At 59.5% G+C, this 1,133-nt stretch carries 1 protein-coding gene; it reads left to right on the forward strand.

All coding sequences use genetic code 11. From position 1 onward, the window contains the following. A partial coding sequence (gene tuf / locus DFO48_RS25080) for an elongation factor Tu (protein WP_114865115.1) occupies window positions 1-1,133 on the forward strand: 1,133 nt, incomplete at both ends.

Below are 1,133 nucleotides of genomic sequence, written 5' to 3' on the forward strand. Positions count from 1 at the left end.
CGCACCAAGCCCCACGTGAACGTGGGCACCATCGGTCACGTTGACCACGGCAAGACCACCCTGACTGCTGCTATCGCTACCGTGCTGTCCAAGCACTTCGGCGGTGAAGCCAAGGACTACTCGCAGATCGACAACGCCCCCGAAGAAAAGGCTCGTGGTATCACGATCAACACTTCGCACGTTGAGTACGAAACTGCCAACCGCCACTACGCTCACGTGGACTGCCCCGGCCACGCTGACTATGTGAAGAACATGATCACTGGTGCCGCTCAGATGGACGGCGCTATCCTGGTTTGCTCCGCTGCTGACGGCCCCATGCCCCAGACTCGCGAGCACATCCTGCTGTCGCGTCAGGTGGGCGTGCCCTACATCATCGTGTTCCTGAACAAGGCCGACATGGTGGACGACGAAGAACTGCTGGAACTGGTCGAAATGGAAGTGCGCGAGCTGCTGTCCAAGTACGACTTCCCCGGTGACGACACCCCCATCATCCGCGGCTCCGCCAAGCTGGCCCTGGAAGGTGACCAATCCGACAAGGGCGAGCCTGCCATCCTGAAGCTGGCCGAAGCTCTGGACACTTACATCCCCACTCCCGAGCGTGCTGTTGACGGCGCCTTCGTGATGCCCGTGGAAGACGTGTTCTCCATCTCCGGTCGTGGTACCGTGGTGACCGGTCGTATCGAGCGCGGTATCGTCAAGGTCGGCGAAGAAATCGAAATCGTCGGTATCAAGGACACCGTCAAGACCACCGTCACTGGCGTGGAAATGTTCCGCAAGCTGCTGGACCAAGGTCAAGCTGGCGACAACGTGGGTCTGCTGCTGCGCGGCACCAAGCGTGAAGACGTGGAACGCGGCCAAGTGCTGTGCAAGCCCGGCTCCATCAAGCCCCACACCAACTTCACTGCTGAAGTTTACGTGCTGTCGAAGGACGAAGGCGGTCGCCACACTCCTTTCTTCAACAACTACCGTCCCCAGTTCTACTTCCGTACAACTGACGTGACCGGCTCCATCGAACTGCCCGAAGGCAAGGAAATGGTGATGCCTGGCGATAACGTGTCGATCACTGTGAAGCTGATCTCCCCCATCGCCATGGAAGAAGGTCTGCGCTTCGCTATCCGCGAAGGTGGTCGTAC

Source organism: Comamonas sp. AG1104 (assembly GCF_003350425.1).
In the GTDB taxonomy this organism is placed as follows: domain Bacteria; phylum Pseudomonadota; class Gammaproteobacteria; order Burkholderiales; family Burkholderiaceae_C; genus Comamonas; species Comamonas testosteroni.